This is a genomic window from Azospirillum formosense, assembly GCF_013340925.1.
Classification (GTDB): domain Bacteria; phylum Pseudomonadota; class Alphaproteobacteria; order Azospirillales; family Azospirillaceae; genus Azospirillum; species Azospirillum formosense.
Genome location: NZ_WHOR01000325.1, coordinates 1 through 5,763, shown reverse-complemented (window position 1 = coordinate 5,763; position 5,763 = coordinate 1). Strand labels below are relative to the sequence as shown.

General features: G+C 66.8%; 5 protein-coding genes. 1 reads left to right on the top strand and 4 read right to left on the bottom strand.

All coding sequences use genetic code 11. The annotated features are described in order from the left end of the window. Positions 1–28: 28 nt before the first annotated feature. The 4 genes from GBZ26_RS26265 to GBZ26_RS26250 form a co-directional block, all read right to left on the bottom strand. The gene (locus GBZ26_RS26265; RefSeq protein WP_174441361.1) at positions 29–442 is read right to left on the bottom strand and encodes a GtrA family protein; all 414 of its coding nucleotides are present in this window, start codon (positions 440–442) and stop codon (positions 29–31) included. Further along, positions 439–1,173: a class I SAM-dependent methyltransferase gene (locus GBZ26_RS26260; protein WP_174441360.1), complete on the bottom strand. Its 735-nt coding sequence runs from the start codon at positions 1,171–1,173 to the stop codon at positions 439–441. The genes GBZ26_RS26265 and GBZ26_RS26260 overlap by 4 nt, the downstream gene beginning before the upstream one ends. Then, positions 1,134–2,159, bottom strand: coding sequence for a glycosyltransferase (locus GBZ26_RS26255; RefSeq protein WP_174441359.1), 1,026 nt, complete (start codon positions 2,157–2,159; stop codon positions 1,134–1,136). The genes GBZ26_RS26260 and GBZ26_RS26255 overlap by 40 nt, the downstream gene beginning before the upstream one ends. A 108-nt stretch (positions 2,160–2,267) precedes the next feature. Next, positions 2,268–3,557, bottom strand: a complete 1,290-nt coding sequence (locus GBZ26_RS26250; protein WP_174441358.1) for a hypothetical protein — start codon at positions 3,555–3,557, stop codon at positions 2,268–2,270. 537 nt (positions 3,558–4,094) lie between these two features. Between GBZ26_RS26250 and GBZ26_RS26245 the strand changes: the two genes are divergently transcribed. Continuing rightward, positions 4,095–5,585, top strand: coding sequence for a glycosyltransferase (locus GBZ26_RS26245; RefSeq protein ID WP_174441357.1), 1,491 nt, complete (start codon positions 4,095–4,097; stop codon positions 5,583–5,585). Positions 5,586–5,763 lie beyond the last annotated feature (178 nt).

The window sequence follows — 5,763 nt, the reverse complement described above, 5'->3', positions numbered from 1 at the left end:
GTGTTTCCCCCCGCCCCGCCCCCTCCGCTCAGCCGCGGAAGGCCCATAGCGTGTTGAGCGCGTAGCTTGCCGGCGGATAGGCCAGTGCGACGGCCCCCGCCGTCAGGGCCGCTGGAACGCCGAACACCGACGTCGCCAGATGGACCGCGCCGGTCGAGAAGGCGGCCAGAACCAGCGACACGGCGATGAAGCGCGGCATGTAGCGGCCGTGCCGGCTCTCCTTGCCAAAGGTGAAGCGGTGATGGCCGACGTAGGACAGAGCCAGCGATGCGGCGAAGCCGACCAAGTTCGCGGCGGCGGCGGGCAGCCGGACCGCGAGCCAGCCATCCGCCAGGCCGACGGTGAGCAGGTAATAGGTGGCCGTGGCCAATACACCCACCAGGGCGAAGCGCAACGCCTGCCGCCAGGACAGGAGGCGCCCGAGGACCGCAGCGGCGCTCATCCGACGGCTCCGTCCGCCACAGGGTCCTTCCGCCAGACGGCGAGCAGCGACTTGCCGCACCGGTACCCCGTCAGCGGGTCGAGCCGCCGGGACAGCGGGACCATGCAGCGGTCCCACAGGGCGATCTGCGCGGGCTTCGGATGGGCGGACTTCAGCAGCAGGCGGTTGCCCAGTGACGCCAGCATACCGACCGAGTCCAGATAGCGCAGCGTCACGAGGCGGCAGCCGCCGGGGGCCAGCCGCCGCAGCGACGCGCGGTCGTAGCGGCGGTGATGGCCGATGGCCGCGTCGAAGGGCGTGTAGAGGAACTGGTGGGCCGGCGACAGCACGACGATGTGCCCGCCGGGGTCGACATGGCCGGCGACCCTACGAAGTTCCGCGTCGTCGTCCGCGATGTGCTCCAGCACGTCGATGTACAGGACGCTGTCGAAGCGTTCCGCCGTGTCCAGATCGGCCACCGTGCCGCGGCGGGCGGACACCGGGGCGGCAAAGCCGTCGGCGGCGATGCTGGCCAGATGACCGGCCATCCCCGCGTCCGGTTCCAGCGCCACCCAGCGCTCGACCCCGGGGTGACAGAGGGCGCGGGTGACCGAACCGATCCCCGCCCCGACCTCCAGCACCCGGCGGCCCTGGAAGGGACGGACCTGATCGCCCCAATAGGAGCGCCAGTTGGCCGCCGCCGCGAAGACGTCTAGTTCCGAGCCGCTATAGGCAAAGGCGCTGTCTGGCATGGAGTTTCGATCACCACCGTTTTGCGGACATAGTGCAGCGCCTGCCGGGCCGGCACGACCGGGGCGCTGGACCGGTTGGAAAGCATCATGAAGGTTGCGACGCCGAGCAGCGTGATGGCCTGGAACAGGATCACCGCGGCGATGCCGGTCACGGTCGTCGCCCATCCCGGAACCGCCAGATCCGTGCTCATGCGGATGACAAGCGCGGCCGCCCCCAGGGCGCCGGCGCCGACGGCGGCGATCCCGCAGAACAGCAGGAGCCGGACGAAGAGAAAGTCGCTGAACACCGAGATCGCGCTCAGCCCATGGGTAACCAGCGAGACCAGGTTCATCCGGGACCGGCCGGCGTACCGGACGCCGCGCACCGTCGGCACCTTCACGATGGCGACGCGGGAGCGCACGATGGTGGCCGCCAAATGGTTCCAAAGCTCCGCCATGTGGAGGAGGCGGTCCAATTGCCCGGCCGGGATGAGGCAGAAATTGCCGAAGTCGATGACCTTGCCGGTCAGCAGCCGGAACAGCCCTTTGTAGGTGGAATAGCAGCGCCGGAACACATAGCCTTCGGACCGCTTGTGGCGCTGGGCAACGATCACCGCCCCGGGCTGCCGGTCGTGTTGGGCGATCAGACTGAGGAACTCCTCGGGCTGGTCCTCGCCATCGGAGTCCGCGACGATCACCATATCGAAGCCGCCCTGCGCCGCGACCTGGGCCAGACCGACGGCGATGGCTCTCTGATGGCCGAGGTTGCAGGCCAGATGGATGACCGCCACCTGCTCCAGATGCCGGGACACCGGGACCAGTTCGTCTGGGTCAACGGGTTCGGCCGATCCGTCGTCGACCGCAAAGACGCTGACCCGCCCGATGCGGTGCGCCAGGGCATCGATCGCCGCCACCAGTGACTGGAAGCAGCGCCAGTCATCGAGGACGGGGGTGACGACGGCGACGCGGCGTCCGGCATGCAGGCGATGCGTTTCGCTCTTGCTCATCCGTTCGCTCCCACACGATGACGCCGTCCCGTTGGCGTCGGGCCTGACGCGCCAGGCCCGGCACGGCGGATCGTCGTTCCGGGCTCGCTCCGTCCGCGCTTCCTCAGCTCAATGTCCCCCGGTGTAGTACAGGCGGAGCGTGCTCCATACGGGGCCGCCGGCTTGGATGTTCCGGTTGGCGAGCGCAACCCATCCGTCGTTGTCGGTGGGAACCGCCTCCGGGTGGGGCGATGGCACGGGCAATGGCGTGGACGGGATCGTCATCTGTCCCCGCAGCGCCGCCGTCTTCGCCTCAACGACCGGCAGCGTGCTGAGTGACAGGCCGTACAGCGCCGCCGCCGCAAAGGCGCCGCTGGCCAGCGGGCTCCAGCGTCCCAACAGCCGATGGACCTCACAGGCCAGCCAGACGACGCCGACCGGCACCAGCGCCGAGGACGCCACCCACTGGCGCGGCAGGATCCAGTAATGACGCGCGTAGGAGGCGGCGCTGATCAGGGTCGACAGGGCCAGGGCCAGCAGGATCAGGACGCAGGGGGCGACCAGGCCGTGCAGGACAGGCTTCACCCGCCGCGGCGCGGCCAGGTGGATCAGCGGGAGGGCCGCCGCCGTGGCGATGAGGACCAGGGCATGTTCGGGAATGAACTGAAAATGGCTGAGTTCGGTGAAGGTGGCCCACAGGCCGAAGACCAGCCACTCGAAGGGATCGAAGGCGAAGCTGGGGCCGCCTTGCAGCCATGTGAGCGCACCGATCCCGAACACCAGAATGGTTCCGACGATGGACAGGGGCAGATTGACGAAGGCGAGCGCGTCGGGGAGGGAGACGCTCCGCTGTCCGTCGAACCACGATGCCCAATAGCAGAACACGGCGATGGCGAGCCAATAGACGGGGAAATACGGGTGCATCGACGCGCCCAGCAGCACCGAGATCCAGCCGATGGCGGCCACGGACCGGCGCCCACGCTCTTCGGGCGGCACCGAATAATAGGCCAGGACCCCGACGGCGGACGCCGCGAGCGGCATGTAGGGGCGCGCCTCTCCCACATAGTACATGAGGTCCGACTGTCCCGCGATCGCCAGCAGGAAGCCGATCCGTCCGAGGAGGCCGATCCGCCGCGCCTTGAGGAACAGGAAAGCCGACAGCAGCAGGAAGACCCCGCTCAGCAGGCTCGGCAGCCGCAGCGCGACCGTGTTCGCACCGAAAAGCTCGAGCAGAAGGTAGTCCAGCAGCATGTATGTGCCGGTCTGCCCGTGGTTGACCTCCGCCGTCGTCTTCCGGATGACGGCAAGCACGTCCAGAACCGACTCATAGCCGCCCAATGCGAAATGCAGAAACTCGTCGATCCAGATCGGACGGCCGAAGCCGGCGTACAGCGCAACCACGAACAGGGCGAAGGCCACGGTCGCTATATTCGCCGCGGTCCGGAATGCAACCTTGCGTGAAAATGCTTCAAAATAGATTGAACTTGCAATGTTAATCATGTCGCTTCAATTTGTTTGCTGTGACATCGCGCTTTATAAGAGTCGTATTCATCAGCATAGCCCTAAAGAAAGTTGATAATTTAGTGAATTAATAACATGTGCGGACGCTAACATGAGCGATTTTGTCGGTCTATATGTCGTTCGCTGTATAACTTATGACTTGATCAACTTTTGTGATCTTTGCATTCTGACGAAATCGGGGACGTGCCGCCCGCCACCCCGTTCATGGCCTTGCCCAAGCGGAAAGGCTCCGGCGCGCCGGCCGTAGGGACTTAGCGCTCCATTGTTCTTGTGGTACTAATCGCCCCCATTCGCGGCGTCCGGTTTCGGTTGCAGGCTCCGGGGCCGCGGTTCGGGCAGTGGCAGGCCCGCCGGCCTTTTCCGGCGGTCGAGGCCGCCGCGCCTTGTCCTGTGGAAGCTGGAACGCTTCCGGAAACGCTGTTGCGGACCGTATTCATGACCGTTGAAGCCTTTCAGTCCACCATGGCCGGCACACCCGCCGGGACTGGTGATGCGCGCCTCCTGACCCCCCGCCAGGAGAACGTCCGGGCGCTGTTCGACCGGTTGGCCGCGGAACGCGACCACTGGGTCGAACGCAATCGTGCCTTTCACGAGGCCGACCGCGCCTATCTGCGCTTCCTCGTGCCGGAGAACGCCTCGGTGCTGGAGGTCGGCTGCGGCACGGGCGATACGCTGGCCTTTCTGCAGCCGCCCCGCGGGGCCGGCATCGATCTGAGCCCGGCGATGATCGAGGAGGCACGGCGGCGCCACCCGGGGCTGGAGTTCCACATCGGCAACGCGGAGGATCCTGATGTCCTGGCCGGGATCAGCGGCACCTTCGACGTGATCCTGCTGTCCGACACCATCGGCTTCCTGGACGACATCGAGGAGACGCTGCACCATCTGCACCGCTTCGCGACGCCGCGCACCCGCATCATCGTCAGCTATCATTCCCGCCTGTGGGAGCCGGTGCTGGGCCTTGCGGAGAAGCTCGGGCTGAAGATGCCGCAGGGCCAACTCAACTGGCTGTCGAGCACCGACATCGCCGGGCTCCTGACGCTTGCCGGCTGGCAGCCGGTGAAGCGGGAATGGCGCCAGCTCGTGCCGCGCCGCCTTCTCGGCCTGGGCACGGTCATCAACCGCAGCGTCGCCCCATTGCCGGGAATCCGGAAACTGTGCCTGCGCAACTACGTGGTGGCGCGGCCCGCCGTGCCGACGCCGGTGGCGCAGCCGTCCTGCACGGTGCTGATCCCTTGCCGGAACGAGCGCGGAAACATTGAGAACGCCATCCGGCGCCTTCCGCGCTTCTGCCCGGACCTGGAGGTCATCTACGTCGAGGGCAACAGCCAGGACGGCACCTACGAGGAATGCCTGCGCGTCCAGGCCGCCTACCCGGACTGGGACATCAAGGTCATGAAGCAGCCCGGCAAGGGCAAGGGCGATGCGGTGCGCACCGGCTTCGCCGCGGCGCGCGGCGACATCCTGATGATCCTGGACGCCGACCTGACCGTTCCGCCGGAGACGCTGCCGAAATTCTACCGCGCCATCGCCTCCGGCCAGGGTGAGTTCATCAACGGCACGCGGCTGGTCTATCCCATGGCCGACCAAGCCATGCGCTTTCTGAACTGGATCGCCAACCGCGCCTTCGCCCGGATATTCTCCTTCCTGCTGAACACCCGCTTCACCGACACGCTGTGCGGCACGAAGGTGCTGTGGAGGCGTGATTACGAGCAGATCGTCGCCAACCGCCATTACTTCGGCGACTTCGATCCGTTCGGCGACTTCGACCTGATTTTCGGCGCGGCCAAGCTGAACCTGGAGATCGTCGAGGTGCCGATCCGCTACGCCGACCGCAGCTATGGCGAGACGCAGATCAGCCGTTTCACCCATGGCTGGCTGCTGTTGCGCATGGTGCTGTTCGCCTGGAAGAAGCTGAAGGCTTTCTGAGCGCCGGGATGTTCGGCCGCCGCTCACCGCTGCGCGCTTCGACCGCTCAGCAGCCGGCCAGACGGTAGATCCGCATCACCGCGCGTCTGCCATTCTCGCGGTGGCGCATCTGGATGACTTGGCCGCGCCCCTCCAGGGTGGCGATGGGCGGGCGCACCACCTCCCCGCCGGCGCGCTT